This is a genomic window from Paenibacillus luteus, assembly GCF_006542765.1.
Lineage (GTDB): Bacteria > Bacillota > Bacilli > Paenibacillales > Paenibacillaceae > Pristimantibacillus > Pristimantibacillus luteus.
The window spans coordinates 127257-141192 of sequence record NZ_SKCD01000011.1 but is presented as its reverse complement, the minus strand read 5'-3'; the positions used below and the strand labels follow the sequence as shown (position 1 = coordinate 141192).

General features: G+C 49.2%; 14 protein-coding genes. 12 read left to right on the top strand and 2 right to left on the bottom strand.

All coding sequences use genetic code 11. The features are described from left to right. Positions 1–64: 64 nt before the first annotated feature. The 10 genes from E0496_RS08620 (at position 65) to E0496_RS08575 (ending at position 10591) form a co-directional block, all read left to right on the top strand. Complete coding sequence (locus E0496_RS08620; RefSeq protein ID WP_161601344.1) at positions 65–1216, top strand: acyl-CoA dehydrogenase family protein; 1152 nt, start codon at positions 65–67, stop codon at positions 1214–1216. A gap of 14 nt (positions 1217–1230) precedes the next feature. Continuing rightward, positions 1231–2403: an acetyl-CoA C-acetyltransferase gene (locus tag E0496_RS08615; protein WP_141501180.1), complete on the top strand. Its 1173-nt coding sequence runs from the start codon at positions 1231–1233 to the stop codon at positions 2401–2403. A 16-nt stretch (positions 2404–2419) separates the two neighbouring features. Further along, a complete protein-coding gene (locus tag E0496_RS08610) occupies positions 2420–3295 on the top strand; it encodes a 3-hydroxyacyl-CoA dehydrogenase family protein (RefSeq protein WP_241674645.1) in 876 nt (291 codons plus the stop codon). 25 nt (positions 3296–3320) lie between these two features. Further along, on the top strand, positions 3321–4463 hold the full coding sequence (locus E0496_RS08605) for an acyl-CoA dehydrogenase family protein (RefSeq protein WP_141501179.1): 1143 nt from the start codon (positions 3321–3323) through the stop codon (positions 4461–4463). A 27-nt stretch (positions 4464–4490) separates the two neighbouring features. Continuing rightward, entirely contained in the window at positions 4491–5390 is a 900-nt protein-coding gene (gene prpB, locus E0496_RS08600; RefSeq protein ID WP_141501178.1) for a methylisocitrate lyase, read from the top strand. Next, positions 5380–6501: a bifunctional 2-methylcitrate synthase/citrate synthase gene (gene prpC, locus E0496_RS08595; protein ID WP_141501177.1), complete on the top strand. Its 1122-nt coding sequence runs from the start codon at positions 5380–5382 to the stop codon at positions 6499–6501. The genes prpB and prpC overlap by 11 nt, the downstream gene beginning before the upstream one ends. A gap of 22 nt (positions 6502–6523) precedes the next feature. After that, positions 6524–7966: a bifunctional 2-methylcitrate dehydratase/aconitate hydratase gene (locus tag E0496_RS08590; RefSeq protein WP_141501176.1), complete on the top strand. Its 1443-nt coding sequence runs from the start codon at positions 6524–6526 to the stop codon at positions 7964–7966. A gap of 248 nt (positions 7967–8214) precedes the next feature. Further along, on the top strand, positions 8215–8724 hold the full coding sequence (locus tag E0496_RS08585; protein WP_141501175.1) for a hypothetical protein: 510 nt from the start codon (positions 8215–8217) through the stop codon (positions 8722–8724). 112 nt (positions 8725–8836) lie between these two features. Then, positions 8837–9277 carry an Rrf2 family transcriptional regulator gene (locus E0496_RS08580; RefSeq protein WP_141501174.1) on the top strand — a complete coding sequence of 147 codons (441 nt, stop codon included), beginning with the start codon at positions 8837–8839 and terminating at the stop codon, positions 9275–9277. Between the two features lie 54 nt (positions 9278–9331). Further along, positions 9332–10591, top strand: coding sequence for an MFS transporter (locus tag E0496_RS08575; protein ID WP_141501173.1), 1260 nt, complete (start codon positions 9332–9334; stop codon positions 10589–10591). A 67-nt stretch (positions 10592–10658) separates the two neighbouring features. On the opposite strand, the gene E0496_RS08570 is transcribed toward E0496_RS08575, so the two are convergent. Both E0496_RS08570 and E0496_RS08565 read right to left on the bottom strand, forming a co-directional pair. Then, positions 10659–11483 carry an alpha/beta hydrolase gene (locus E0496_RS08570; RefSeq protein WP_241674644.1) on the bottom strand — a complete coding sequence of 275 codons (825 nt, stop codon included), beginning with the start codon at positions 11481–11483 and terminating at the stop codon, positions 10659–10661. 101 nt (positions 11484–11584) lie between these two features. Next, positions 11585–12490 carry a YihY/virulence factor BrkB family protein gene (locus tag E0496_RS08565; RefSeq protein WP_141501172.1) on the bottom strand — a complete coding sequence of 302 codons (906 nt, stop codon included), beginning with the start codon at positions 12488–12490 and terminating at the stop codon, positions 11585–11587. A 145-nt stretch (positions 12491–12635) separates the two neighbouring features. Between E0496_RS08565 and E0496_RS08560 the strand changes: the two genes are divergently transcribed. Further along, positions 12636–13043, top strand: coding sequence for a tellurite resistance TerB family protein (locus tag E0496_RS08560; protein ID WP_141501171.1), 408 nt, complete (start codon positions 12636–12638; stop codon positions 13041–13043). Positions 13044–13084: 41 nt separating this feature from the next. Further along, positions 13085–13900 carry an N-acetyltransferase gene (locus E0496_RS08555; RefSeq protein WP_139998871.1) on the top strand — a complete coding sequence of 272 codons (816 nt, stop codon included), beginning with the start codon at positions 13085–13087 and terminating at the stop codon, positions 13898–13900. Positions 13901–13936 lie beyond the last annotated feature (36 nt).

Sequence of the window (13936 nt, the reverse complement as noted above, 5' to 3'; positions counted from 1 at the left end):
TGTGCGGAACCCGTCGAACTTTGTCCATCTAGTTGGAACAGCTATGAGAAGAGGGGGGAGGGCGATGCAGTTTGCCTTATCCGAGGAACTGGCACTCACCCGTTCAATCATTAGGGAGTTTGCGGAGAATGAGATTGGAGCAGGCGCTGCAGAACGGGATGCTGCCGAGCGGTTTGACCGACCACTTTTCCAGAAGATGGCGGAGCTCGGCTTAACCGGTATTCCAATCGGAGAGCGTTATGGAGGTGCTGGGGGCAACTGGCTCACGTACGCCATCATTTTGGAGGAGATTGCCAGAGTGTGTGCGTCCACTGCGGCTGCGCTGCACGCGCATACCGTTTATGCGACATGGCCGCTCTATGCTTACGGAAGCGAATCAGCGAGAAACCTCATTTTGCCTCGGCTTGCCAGCGGAAACTGCCTGGGAGGCAGTGCGCTGCCTGATGTGCAAATAGGGAAAGCAAAACAAATGAAAACACTTTCGGTGAAAGCATACGGAACCCATTGGCTACTTAACGGCAGGCATCCCTACGTCCTGCATGGGGGAAATGCGGATTGGTACATGGTATATGCTAGGGCTAAGGAGGACAAAGGGGATCGTGACAGAAGTGCTGGCGCGGAAGCTTTTCTTATTGAAGGCGGTTCGAATGGACTTCAATTCGGAAAAGAATTCCGAACGCTTGGCTTGCGCTCCCTTATAATTACCAATGCCTCTTTCAAACAGTGCAGCATCCCGGAAAATTATAAACTTGGTCGTAACGACCAAGGCAAAGAGATGTATTCTTCGTTAACAGTCCTTGGTTATTTAAGTGCTGCTGCGCAATCGGTTGGCGTGGCTCAAGCCGCGTTGGAAGCTGCGGCAAGCTATGCCAAGACGCGCAAGCAATTTGGCACGAGCATCAGCAAACAGCAGGGCATTTCATTTAAAATCGCGGACATGTCCGCCAATCTGGATGCTGCTCGGCTCCTCGTTTATCAGGCCGCTTGGCGTAAGGACGAGGGCTTGCACTATGGCAGAGCAGCTGCAATCGCCCGCAAGTATGCCGCCGATATGGCGGTATTCGCGACCAAAGAGGCTGTTCAAATTTTTGGCGGCAACGGCTATATGCAGGAATATCGAATGGAGCGCTTGATGCGTGATGCCAAATGCATTCAAACGGAAATGGGGACCGGAGGCATGAGCACGGACTGCAGCCTTGCAGTCTTGTCGGACTAGGAGGTGAGTTCAGCATGCGTCATACAGTCATTGTGGGCGGACGGCGAACGGCTTTTGGTAAATTAGGCGGGATATTCAAGGAAGCTAAAGCTGTTGAACTGGGGGCAGCCGCCATCCGAGGAGCACTGTCGGAAAGCGGAATTCAACCGCATCAAGTAGACGCTGTCATTATGGGCATGGTCCTTCAAGCGGGCAGCGGCCAAAACCCGGCAAGGCAAACGGCAAGGCTAGCAGGACTTGATTGGCAGGTACCAGCGGAAACGATCAATAAAGTGTGTGCTTCCGGCATGCGGGCCATTACGATCGCTGATCAGGTAATTCGGACCGGTGACGCGGAAACCATCGTCGCAGGCGGGATGGAGAGCATGAGCCAGGCTCCTTTTGCTGTGCAAACCGGGAGATGGGGGAGACGACTTGGCCATACGGAGCTGACCGACCTACTTCTCCATGATGGTTTGCTTTGTCCCTTCGAAGATGTTCTGATGGCAGTGCACGGCAATCAGGTTGCGGCTGAATACGGATTAACCCGATTCAATCAGGATGAATGGGCGTTTCGAAGCCATACACGCGCAGCTTCTGCTATCCGCAATGGACTATTCAAGGAAGAAATCGTGCCTTTCCCGACTTCGGGAAGCGCTATCAATGATACAGATGAAGGTCCGCGGCCCGACACCAACGCTGAACAGCTAGCTAGATTGAAGCCGCTACATGATACCAACAGCACGATAACTGCCGGTAATGCACCAAGCCTCAATGACGGAGCCGCCGCATTAGTGCTGATGTCAAATGTAGAGGCACGACGAACGGGGACGATACCGCTGGCGAAAATACTTGGACACAGTACGATAGGCACGAGTCCTGGCAGACTTGGGTCAGCGCCTGCTCTTGCCATCGAGAAGCTATTAAGGAAAACAGGCGCTTCCATCGGTGATATCGACCTATTCGAAGTCAACGAAGCCTTTGCATCTGTCGTCTTGGCATGCGGCAAGCAGCTTGGCTGGGATGCAGGGAGAGTGAATGTAAACGGAGGAGCCATCGCACTAGGCCATCCGATCGGTGCAAGCGGAGCCCGCATTCTGCTCACCATGGTGCAAGAGTTGCAACGAAGAGGCGGGGGCATTGGCATCGCTGCCATTTGCAGCGGCGGCGCGCAAGGTGATGCAGTCATGATACAGGTCGATGCCTGACACCGGAGGTATAACGATGAAGATGACGAAGGTAATCCAGAAGGTCATGATTATCGGAGCCGGTCAAATGGGCAGCGGCATCGCTCAGACCCTCGCCCAAAGCGATCTGTCCGTCACGCTCTATGACATTTCGCAAGATGTCCTTGACAGCGGGCAGGCAGCAATCACTGCTGGGTTGAACCGGTTAGCGACCAAGGGCAAGCTAGACGTTCAGGAGCGTGATCGGATTTTGGCAAACCTATCTACTTCCCTAAATTTTGAAGACGCGAAGGATGTAGATCTTGTCATTGAAGCTGCTCCTGAACAAATGGAAGTCAAAAAAGCATTATTTGCCCGTCTGGATCTTATTTGCCAGCCTACTACGCTATTTGCGTCGAATACCTCATCCTTATCGATTACGGATATGGCATCAGCAACAAAGCGGCCTCAGCTCGTGATCGGCATGCATTTCATGAACCCTGTACCCATTATGCCGCTAGTTGAAATCATTCGCGGGCTTGCCACCTCAGAGGAGACGTTTAAGCGAATCAATCGCCTTGCGCAGGCGATAGGGAAAAACCCTGTTGAGGTAAAGGATTTCCCCGGTTTTATTTCCAACCGGCTCTTAATGCCCATGATTAACGAAGCCATTTACGCGGTCTATGAAGGCGTTGCCGAGCCAGAGTCGGTCGATCAAATTATGAGGCTCGGAATGAAGCATCCGATGGGACCGCTTGAACTAGCTGATTTTATTGGACTGGATACCTGCTTAGCCATTATGGAGACGCTGCAGCAGGGCTTTGGAGATTCCAAATACAGACCTTGCCCTTTGCTGCGCAAATACGTGCAAGCCGGATGGCTGGGGCGAAAGGCCGGAAGAGGCTTTTTCCTATACAACGGACAACAGGGCTAGCGCATTCGGGAAGGGGTGCTGTACCTTGGATCTGCAATTTACGAAGGAGCAAATGGAATATCTGCAAGCCGTCAGGCTGTTTGCGGAAACGGAGGTTGCCGAAGCTGTCGATCAGATGGAGCTGCACCACACGTTCCCTACTCATCTTATAAAAAGGATGGCTGAGCTTGGTTTGATGGGCATTCCCATTCCGAAAAAATGGGGCGGGGCGGAGTCCGATTTCATATCGTACGTCATTGCCATTCATGAAATATCCAAGGTCAGCGCAGCCGTTGGTGTTATTCTATCCGTTCATACCTCAGTCGGCACTTTCCCCATCCTTCGTTACGGTACAAATGAGCAAATCGCGCACTATGTGCCAAAGCTAGCGGCAGGGGAATGGTTAGGCGCATTCGCATTAACGGAATCGCAAGCCGGCTCGGATGCTGCTTCGATCCGTATGTCAGCTCAATTTGACGGAGAGTTTTACATTTTAAACGGCGTGAAGCAGTTTATTACAAATGCTGGCGCAGCAAATACGTACATCACCTTCGCAGTAACGGATCGCATGCAGGGCACTCGGGGAATTACGGCATTTATAGTGGAGAGCGGCGCAGAGGGGCTGAAGGTAAGCAGAAGCGAAAATAAGATGGGCCTCCACGGCTCAAACACCTGCGAGCTTGTATTCGATCAGGTAAAGGTGTCCGCAGCACAGCGCCTCGGATTAGAAGGGGAAGGCTTCGCCATTGCCAAAGGGGCGCTGGATGGGGGGCGGATCGGCATTGCAGCGCAAGCGCTCGGCATTGCTCAAGCAGCGCTTCAACTGATTGAACGGCATTTCTCGATTCGCAGCAATCATCCGTTCCCATCCCAAATAAAGCGAAGTCAGCCTTATGAGGCGTTAGCCCAAATGACGGCACGGGTAGAAGCTGCGCGTTTGCTCGTCTACCACGCTGCTTATTTATACCAGTCAGGCCTTCCGTGTACCAAGGAAGCGTCGACTGCCAAAATGTTCGCTTCCGATACCGCCGTATCGGTGACGGGTGATGGTGTGCAGCTTTGCGGCCTTACCGGCTGCTCAAAGGATTTTCCGCTTGAGCGATTATTCCGTGACGCCAAGGCGACACAAATCTATGAAGGGACAAATGAAATCCATCGGATCGTCATAAGCGGGAAGCTGCTTAAATAAACGTTATGTGGAAAAGGCGGTGACGAAATGGGCCGTTCAGCTGGTGATCGTTTTCGTGAAGCAATAACAATCGAGAAACCTCTGCAAATTGCAGGAACGATTAATGCGTACTCAGCCATTATGGCCGAAAAAGTCGGTTTTCGCGCAGTGTACCTCTCCGGTGCCGGCGTTGCCAATGCGGCTCATGGACTTCCTGACCTGGGCATGACAACGCTGCAGGATGCTCTGGAGGAGGTCAGACGAATCACGAGCGTTACAGAGCTTCCGCTCCTTGTTGACGTCGATACGGGCTTTGGCGGTGCCCTTCAAATCGCGCGTACGATCAAGATGATGGAGCGTGCAGGAGCAGCAGGCGTTCATATCGAGGACCAGATCGCAAGCAAACGCTGCGGCCATCGCCCGAATAAAGCCATCGTCAGCAAGTCGGAAATGGTTGACCGAATTAAAGCGGCGACCGACGCCAGGGAAGATCGCCAATTCGTCATTATGGCTCGCACAGACGCCCTTGCAGTGGAAGGACTGTCTTCTGCGATTGATAGGGCATGCGCTTTTGTAGAAGCTGGCGCCGATATGATTTTTCCCGAGGCTGTCATGCAGCTGGAGGATTATCAAGCCTTCGCGGAAGCCGTAAATGTACCTGTGCTGGCCAACATTACGGAGTTCGGGCAAACCCCGCTCTTTACGCTCCAGCAGCTTAGCCATGCGGGCGTCAGCATGGCTCTTTATCCGCTATCCGCCTTCCGTGCTATGAATGCAGCTGCGCTTCAAGTATTTCAGGCTATTCGGCATGAAGGAACGCAAAAAAATGTGATCGCTCAAATGCAAACCCGTGCGGAGCTTTATGATTTTCTAGGTTATTACAGCTATGAGGAGAAGTTGGATCGGCTATACTCCAGCCAAGAGGAGGTAAACAGCGATGACGATTAAAAAAGCAGGGGGCCTCGCTGATGTCATTGCCGGTCAAACCGCCGTTTCCACGGTCGGGAAGGAAGGTAAGGGCCTAACGTACAGAGGGTTTACCATTGAGGATCTTGCTGAACATGGCTCCTTTGAAGAAACGGCTTATTTGCTCCTTCGCGGAAAACTGCCTAAAGATGCCGAACTGCAGCAGTATACAAAAAAGCTTATCTCTCTGCGGCAGCTGCCTGCCGGATTAACCGTTATTTTAGAACAGCTGCCGCCAAAGACTCATCCCATGGATGTCTTGCGAACAGGCATATCTGCACTCGGCGCTTTCGAACCTGAAGATGGGGAACACGGACCTTTATCGATCGCAGATAGACTTATAGCATGCAGCGCCTCGATCTTGCTATACTGGCATCATTTTCATACGAACGGCATTCGAATCGAAACCGCCACGAACAATTCAAGCATTGCAGGCCATTTTCTTCAGCTCCTTCATGGCTCTAAACCTTGCGAGCTTCATGAGAACGCGTTGGACGCCTCACTCGTTTTGTATGCAGAACACGAATTTAATGCGTCCACTTTCGCGGCGAGGGTAACCGCTTCAACGTTGTCCGATTTTTACTCGGCTGTGACAACCGGGATTGGCACGTTACGCGGAACTCTTCATGGCGGAGCCAACGAGGCGGCAATGTCTTTAATTGAGCAATTCGCGAGTCCAGACGAGGCTGAAGCCGGAATCCTGAATAGGCTAGGCAACAAGCAATTAATTATGGGATTTGGCCATCGGGTCTATTCTATCCGAGATCCGAGATCGGACATCATAAAAAATTGGTCTAGAAAGTTAAATGAAGAAGCCGGCGATACGGCTTTATTCGATATATCGGTGCGGATAGAGGGGGTTATGCAGCGGGAGAAGGGTCTATTTGCGAATTTGGATTTCTATAGCGCATCGGCATACCGGAGGATGGGTATACCAACAACCTTTTTCACGCCAATCTTCGTAATCTCTAGAATTAGCGGTTGGTCGTCTCATATTATAGAGCAGAGGGCAACTAACAGAATCATTCGGCCAAATGCGGACTACATTGGACCTGATCGCAGGTCGTGGCTCCCTATCGATCAGCGCCCGTAATGGTTAGAGGAGGAAAAAGCAAATGTCCATGCCTGCTGACAATAGCAGACCCGCCTATGACCCATTGATTGAAGACATTGCCGTCTATGCCGTAAGCAGTCAGGCAGGAAGCGAAGAGGCTCTTGTTACGGCACGCTATTGTCTCATGGACACCTTGGGATGCGGCTTGCTTGCGCTGCGTTACCCCGAATGCACCAAGCTGCTCGGTCCAATTGTACCCGGTACATTTACCCCGAATGGTGTACGTGTGCCTGGCACATCGCATCAATTGGACCCTATCACAGCGGCTTTCAATATCGGCTGCATGATTCGCTGGCTCGATTATAACGATACGTGGCTGGCAGCCGAGTGGGGGCACCCGTCCGATAATTTAGGCGGAATACTGGCTGCCGCAGATTATCGAAGCCGTACAAATCTAGCTAATGGCAATCCACCGCTAACCATGCGTGATGTGCTTGTCGCCATGGTAAAAGCGCATGAAATCCAAGGGATTCTCGCGCTTGAGAATAGTTTTAACCGAGTCGGACTTGATCATGTCATACTGGTAAAAGTCGCCTCAACGGCTGTTGTGACTGCGCTGCTCGGAGGAACGCTCGAAGAAATCAAAGCTGCCGTCTCGCATGCTTGGCTTGATGGCCATGCGCTTCGCACTTATAGGCATTCCCCCAATACCGGTCCTCGAAAGTCTTGGGCCGCAGGCGATGCGACAAGCAGGGCCGTTCGGCTATCCCTTCTGGCGTTAAAAGGGGAGATGGGCTATCCCTCCGCGCTTACCGCACCTGGTTGGGGTTTTTATGATGTGTTGTTTGGAAGAAAACCTTTCTCCGTGCAACGGCCGTTTGGCTCGTACGTCATGGAAAACATTTTGTTTAAAATTTCCTTCCCTGCTGAGTTTCATGGGCAAACCGCGGTGGAATGCGCCATCCAGCTTCATCCTTTAATCATAAGCAGGCTTCATGAGATTGATAAAATCGTGTTGACCACCCATGAATCTGCCATTCGTATCATTGACAAAACAGGTCCGCTTCATAATCCCGCAGACCGTGATCATTGCCTTCAGTATATGACAGCCATTGCACTTCTCCATGGGACTCTGACTGCTGACCACTATGAGGATGCTTCGGCTCTAGATCCGCGTATCGATGAGCTGCGCCAAAAAATGACCGTTGTCGAAGAACCGTCCTATACCTTGGATTATAGGGATGAAAACAAACGTTCCATCGCCAATGCCATCCAACTTTTCTTTCAAGATGGAACGACTTCTGACCGAATTGCAGTGGAATACCCGATCGGTCACCGCCGAAGGAGGAAGGAAGCGATCCCGCTCTTGCTTCAAAAATTCGAAACGAATGTAAGAAGCCGATTTCCCGCCAAGCAAACACAAGCAATCTTAGAGCTTTGTAATGATCAAAAGACGTTAGAGCAGACTTCGGTCCAGCGATTCATGGATCTGTTTGTCATCTAAGCGAATGCCTGCGCCATACGCAGGCATTCGCTTTTTAAAAATATAAGGCTTTATATGTTTTAAACGATAAAGAAGCCTTATCATTTTGCGAGAAACGGGTTACGTCCTCTTTCAAGGGACGGAGAAGCCGTTTCTTCTTGCTTTAAATTTTTTTGTAGCTTTTCTGTAACTTATTGTGCCCCCAACTCGTTATATTCTATAAGTAAGCTGAATAAGAATATAGACCAAATAGAAGGAGCGTCTGCGCTATGAAAAAATATGCAATCATCGCAGTAGTTGCGATAGCTTGTCTCACGGCCTTTAGCTTTGCGCCGACGGGAGGCCGTGAATATGTGCCAGTAGAACAGACCCCAGACATGGAAACGGGCTACATTGAAAACGTTCATAAGAAGAACGATTACTATCTGCTATCCATTGATCAAGTCGACTGGTATGAAGGCGAAGCAGCCGTTCAGAAATTTCTTGAGCGAGAAGCAGATTCAGGGCTCGATGGCCCACCGGACGATTATTACATCATTAATGATGACGAGACGCTGCATGATTTGCCCATCGCCAGCGATGCCGAGGTGCTTATGCAAATTTATAACCGCACAGGCAATGTATTAGAAGCAGACATCGTATGGAATGAGCCGATTTCGGTCGATAAGTTTATCGAGCTGCTGAGCACAGAGGATGATTTGGATATCAAGGGCTTTCCTTATCATTTAACTGTGAAGGATGGAGAGATCATTCGCATCGTCCAGCAATTCGTGCCTTAACATGAATGCTACATTCAAAGCCGCGCATCGCGCGGCTTTTCTATGTCTGTACAAATGACGATTGACAGCATAATCAAATGAAACTAATATAGTTACATTAAGGAGTGGTCCTATGGCATCGAACAGTCATTTCACAGTAGCCCTTCATATTTTATCCAGAATTTATTTAGACAAGGATAAGAACCAGCCATTCGTCTCTTCAGCGCTCATTGCGAGAAGTGTGAACAGCCATGCCGTATTTATCCGTCGAATTCTTGGGGCGCTTAACAGAGCAGGCTTGGTGAGCGTGAGGCGTGGAGGCGTAAATGGCGGGTGGAGTCTCGCTAAAAGCGCAGATCTAATGACCTTGCTTGACGTGTATGAAGCCGTAGAAGAAAAGCCGCTGAAAGAACTGCACTACAGCGAGCCCAATTACACTTGTCCTATTGGGAGGGGAATACAGCCTGCCTTAACACAATATTACGAATCAGCAGAAGCGGCCTTCAGAAAGGAATTGTCTAAAACGACGCTGACTACGCTCGTGCAAGACACGCTTTCCCATGCAGGTCCATAACCTGTTTTTTGCAATCAAATACAACTAATCCAGTTACATATGAGGAGGATTTGCATGCAAAAGGGTTCGCTAAAACATCCTTTTTACTACGGCTGGATCATCGTTGCCATCGTGTTTTTCACGCTGCTTGTGTCCGCTGCCATCGGCTCAGTCCCCAGCGTACTGATGCTTTCACTGGAAAATGAATTTGGCTGGGATCGCAGCGCGATCTCCGGAGCGGTCTCAATCCGAATTCTATTATACGGCTTAATGGGGCCGTTCTCCGCAGCACTAATGGCCAGATATGGCACTCGCAAAATAATGGTTTTTGCGATTATCTTATTAATTGCAAGCATTTCACTCACGCCGCTTATCACACAAATCTGGCAGTTTGTGTTGTTATGGGGGATCGTGGTCGGTCTATGCACAGGCGCTCTCGCCAATGTACTCGGCGTATCCGTTGCCAATCGTTGGTTCGTGAAGCATAAGGGGCTTGTCATTGGCTTGCTGACGGCCAGCGCCGCTACTGGCCAATTGCTGTTCCTCCCGCTAATCGCGAAAATAACAAGTGAAATTGGATGGAGATATTCGATATTTTCAGTTGTTGCTTTACTCGCTTTGCTTCTTCCGGTCGTTGCCATCTGGATGAGGAACCATCCCTATGACGTTGGCATCGCTCCCTTGGGAGAAACAGAGCTGGCTAAGCCTGTTCCATTTGCAGGCAATCTCTTTTTGACCCCGATTTTGGCTTTGGTTTCAGCAAGCAAGAGCGGAACCTTCTGGCTGCTGGCAGGCACGTTTTTCTTATGCGGTTTTTCCACCAACGGTCTTATCGGTACGCACCTCATACCCGCATGCGGTGATTTTCAAATTCCAATCGTCATTGCAGCGGGATTGTTATCGTTAATGGGTTTGTTTGATTTAGTAGGCACGACGATGTCGGGCTGGCTGACTGACCGATTTGACAGCAGATGGCTGCTGCTTTGGTATTACGGTTTACGCGGGCTTTCCCTTATTTTCTTGCCCTATGCGCTCGGTGCAGGATATACGCAGCTGCTTATTTTCTCCGTCTTTTATGGACTGGATTGGATTGCCACTGTACCGCCTACCGCCAAGCTCACCTCCGATGCTTTCGGCAAAGAGAAGGCTGGCATGGTATTTGGCTGGATTGTCGTGGCACATCAAGCAGGAGCGTCCTTAGCTGCATATGGCGCAGGCATACTGCGGGATTTGCTTGGCAACTACACCGTTCCATTTGTCGTAGCCGGGTTCTTATGCCTGTTTGCTTCCATCATGTCGCTTAGAATTAGAAGGGTAAGCAAAGCAGCTATATGATCTCACTTTAATTAAACAGACAAGGAAGGGAGGGTGCCTGTTGCAGGCGCCCTCCCTTCTTAAAGCTTTAATCTCGTCCTGCCTCGTATATCTTCCAAGCTAGCATATCCGGATTCAGCTTGGTCGCGGACATATGATCGCTGTCACCTTGGATGTAACGGAACATGCCCAATCTGCTGGACATATGCGGATGCCAACCGTACTCGGCATTGTATTGCGGGAGCACGTTGTCTTGGGTGAAAAAAATATAACTTCTTGGAATATTGAGTCTGTAAAATTCTTTGAGATCCAGCTTCTCAAAGAGTGGTTTCGCCGGCTCGGGCGTAATTTTATTATAAATTTGCAGAGCGGTCTCTAGTGGAGCGATATTAACGAATGCATCACGAAAATAGGGGAAAGGGAGCATAATCGTATCATCCTTGGAGCTTTTCCTTAGCTGCTGGAAAGCGGCCAAAGCGGCTGCTGGAAACTCATTCGCTGCCGCTTCCCCGTCCTTCAGTACAAATGCATCCCAAAAAACGAGACGCTTAATGCGGTTAGGAACCACCTCCGCCACCTTCTGGACAACCGTTCCTCCAAAGCTGTGCCCCACCAAAATAATCTGCTGAAGCTGATGCGCCACAATAAAATCGGTGACGGATTTGACAATCATAGCATGTGTGACATTTTTGTTGGGGTCGGCGCCATGGCCAGCATATTCCGGCGTATAAACATGATGACCCAGCTTGCGCAGCTCAAACGCCGTTTCATCCCAAAAGCTTGCATCCGCCCAAGAGCCATGGACAAGCACAAACGTAAGCGGCTGATAGGCTAGCTGCGTGCGAAACGAGTACGGATACGTATTATAATAAGGATAATGAGCAAATAATCCATTGTGATCATAAGCTAACAAACGTAATTCCCCCTTGGAAAGCTGATTATTCAGCATATGCCCAAAGAGGTGCAAGGTTCTCAAACAAAACCTGATGGCCGCAGCTATCAGGTTTTTGTTGTTTAGGAATGAATCGTATTCACGCCGTTATTTTTCTTATGGGACAATCGGAAGCTATGACGAGCGGAATGATCACGAGGAGGATTAGATTTAGCCGAAGCCAGCGTTGCGTTGATCTCGCCGCCAAGCATAATGAGAATGGAGCTAATATAAAGCCAAATTAACAATATGATCATGCCACCCAAACTGCCGTAGGTTTTCGAATAATTTCCGAAGTTGTTAATATAAAATTGGAAAAGCAGGGACGTAACAATCCAACCGAAGGTTACAAATACCGCTCCTGGCAGCACTTCTTTTAAACCTATTTTTCGGCTAGGGGCAATCCAGTAGAGCAGGGAAAAGGCTCCAATCATCGCCGCAATAGGTATCGCATATTTCAGGACACTCCAAATCCATTCAAATCCATTAGGATAATTCATCCATTCGAATAAATATTGACCGATGCTTTTCCCGAAAATGAGCATAATCATCACCAACATGATAACAACGACGAGGAATACCGTTGCAATAAGGGAAATGCCCCTAACCTTCCAAAATGGACGAACCTCCTCGGTATCATAAGCTTTATTTAAACCTTTAAGAATAGCATTAATTCCGTTGGAAGCCGACCACAGGGTTGCAATCATACCAAAGGAGAGCAGAGTGCCTCTGCTGTTATCCACTACCTCTGTTAAAATTCCGCTTATCGAATCACTCGCAGCCGCTGGGAGCAGACGGATAAGTTCTGCCACGACGCTGTCACCAGACAGCTCGATAAAGCTCAGTAAGCTAACCATAAAGATGAGGAACGGGAAGAAAGCAAGGATCAAATAGTATGTAAGCTGAGCTCCCAGCGCAGGAACATCATCATCCTTAAAGCGACTGTAAAGACATTTGAAAAATTGGATCGTCTGTGACTTTTGTGTCATTTGCGGTCACCTTCCTTTTTTATTAGAAGTAAACAAAAACTAGGGAACCTTAAACATCTAATAAAATAGAAAACTAGTAGGAAAAGATAAGCAGATGTCGAATTACTGTAATGTCAGTCATATTTGAAACTAGGGAGTGGACCGTTTGTTTTTACATTTTCTTCAAACTAAAGAGCATAAAGAGGCTTTTCTGGAATTAGCTCATCTTGTGGCAAGCGCTGATGGCTTCGTACATAAGAAAGAAAGAGATTATTTGCAATCGTTTATGGAAGAAATGGAAATTAAACATACGGACATCAGTTTTTCTAAGGAAAAACAGCTTGGGGATATTATAGGCGGTCTAAAAGACGAGCATATTAAAAATATTTTTTTCGCCGAGATCTTGCTGCTGATTTATGCAGACGGAGACTTTAACGATGATGAGAAGAAAATCACGAATGAAATGAAACGGCTATTCGGATTCTCGGATGAAACCTTCGAAGCTCTCAGAGACTGGGTTGTCCGCATGGAGCAATTAAAGGTTGAAGGTTTGAAGCTGATTTTGAATACTTAGGCGATGAACGATCGTTTCATCATCGAATAAGGAGGTAGCTGATGAAGCTTCCAATCATGAATGAAGAGCTTGCCTTGCGTTTGCAGCAATCGGAAATCGATTTTATAACATCTAGAATTCAATCGATTGGCGAGCGGGATGGGAATCCCGAAGGCGTGGAGATCGAAACCTTCGGCAGAACGACCGCTTGTTATATCAGAACGATGCCCTGGGGGATTTTCAATTCCGTAAAGGGTTTATCCGATGAAGACAGCGGAAGCCTTGAGGATATCCTTCAGTTCTACGAAGCCAGAGACAGAAACTTCCAGCTGGATTTGAATCCCGTTGGAGTGAGTACTCCGCTATTCCAGAAGCTTGCCGAACATGGCTTGCGCCAAAGCGGCTTTCATTCCGTCTTGTACGGACTGCCAGTGTCGGAGAAGCCCGAGCTGCCAAATCAAATCAGCATCATAAAAATCGAACAGCCTGAACAATTTGAGCATTATGCCGAAATTCATTGTCTTGGATCGGGCATGCCTTTATCGGACAAGCACCATTTCGTAAATAACAATATTGGTTTATTGAACCGTGCAGGCTGGAGCATCTATTTAGCCTATTGGAATGGCATTCCTGCTGCGGTGGCTGTGATGCATATCAGCAAGGGCATCGCTTCCTGTACGCTAGCCGCAACGGCCCCAGCGTTCAGACAACGTGGGCTGCAATATGCGCTCCTTCAAAGAAGATTGCATGACGCCTATGAGGATGGCTGTGAGCTCGTCGCAGCGCAAGCAAGCTTCGGTTCCAGCAGTCAACGGAACATGGAACGCGCGGGCTTAAAGCTGGCTTGGACGCGATCGACCTTCACACGTTTGTATTAGTCCTCACCGCTTCTTCCCAAACCCCGGCAGCAGCAT

Excerpts from the sequence above, each read along its gene's own strand:
- E0496_RS08565 (WP_141501172.1), bottom strand. The coding sequence starts at position 12,490 with ATGACACAAAAGTCACAGACGATCCAATTTTTCAAATGTCTTTACAGT.
- prpB (WP_141501178.1), top strand. The coding sequence starts at position 4,491 with ATGGGCCGTTCAGCTGGTGATCGTTTTCGTGAAGCAATAACAATCGAG.
- E0496_RS08575 (WP_141501173.1), top strand. The coding sequence starts at position 9,332 with ATGCAAAAGGGTTCGCTAAAACATCCTTTTTACTACGGCTGGATCATC.
- E0496_RS08555 (WP_139998871.1), top strand. The coding sequence starts at position 13,085 with ATGAAGCTTCCAATCATGAATGAAGAGCTTGCCTTGCGTTTGCAGCAA.
- E0496_RS08615 (WP_141501180.1), top strand. The coding sequence starts at position 1,231 with ATGCGTCATACAGTCATTGTGGGCGGACGGCGAACGGCTTTTGGTAAA.
- E0496_RS08610 (WP_241674645.1), top strand. The coding sequence starts at position 2,420 with ATGAAGATGACGAAGGTAATCCAGAAGGTCATGATTATCGGAGCCGGT.
- E0496_RS08590 (WP_141501176.1), top strand. The coding sequence starts at position 6,524 with ATGTCCATGCCTGCTGACAATAGCAGACCCGCCTATGACCCATTGATT.
- E0496_RS08585 (WP_141501175.1), top strand. The coding sequence starts at position 8,215 with ATGAAAAAATATGCAATCATCGCAGTAGTTGCGATAGCTTGTCTCACG.
- E0496_RS08620 (WP_161601344.1), top strand. The coding sequence starts at position 65 with ATGCAGTTTGCCTTATCCGAGGAACTGGCACTCACCCGTTCAATCATT.
- prpC (WP_141501177.1), top strand. The coding sequence starts at position 5,380 with ATGACGATTAAAAAAGCAGGGGGCCTCGCTGATGTCATTGCCGGTCAA.
- E0496_RS08580 (WP_141501174.1), top strand. The coding sequence starts at position 8,837 with ATGGCATCGAACAGTCATTTCACAGTAGCCCTTCATATTTTATCCAGA.